The 549-nt window shown below is 49.0% G+C and carries 1 protein-coding gene; it reads left to right on the top strand.

From position 1 onward, the window contains the following. On the top strand, nucleotides 1–545 hold a 545-nt coding region (locus WMO23_RS11480; RefSeq protein WP_349174166.1), incomplete at its 5' end, for an IS200/IS605 family accessory protein TnpB-related protein. Nucleotides 546–549: the final 4 nt, after the last annotated feature.

The following is a 549-nucleotide window of genomic DNA, read 5'->3' as shown; positions in this document are numbered from 1 at the left end:
AAAGCATTGCCGCCAAGCAGGGCCGGAAGACGACGAACCAGCTCTGTCAGTTAGCGAAGAAACGCAATTTCCGGATGAAGGACATCCTTTGCAAGACAGCCCGTTACATTGTTAATTTCTGCATTGACCATCAGATAGGTACCATTGTTTGCGGCTATAATCGCGATTTTAAACGAGGACTAAAGCTGGGCAAAGTGATGAATCAGCATTTCACTCAAATCAGTCTGAGCTATCTGCGTAGTACCTTGAAACACCTGTGTGAACGCTATGGGATAACCTATCTGGAACAGGAAGAATCGTATACCTCTCAGGCCAGCTGCCTGGATTTGGACAACATTCCCGTATACCAGCCGGATACACCCTATACAGGAACGTTCAGCGGGAAACGAATCCGGCGCGGCCTGTACCGTTTCGCCAACGGCAGGACGGCCAATGCCGACATCAAGGGCGCTGCCAACATACTCCGTAAAAATAAGCAGAACTTCGATTTCGAGGGACTGTGTAAGGGGCTTTTGGACAGCCCTTTGAGAATAAGGCTATCCTGATTTC

The organism is Megasphaera intestinihominis (assembly GCF_040096415.1).
Classification (GTDB): Bacteria; Bacillota; Negativicutes; order Veillonellales; family Megasphaeraceae; genus Megasphaera; species Megasphaera intestinihominis.
The sequence above is the reverse complement of the archived record's forward strand: the minus strand, read 5'-3'. Positions and strand labels throughout refer to the sequence as shown.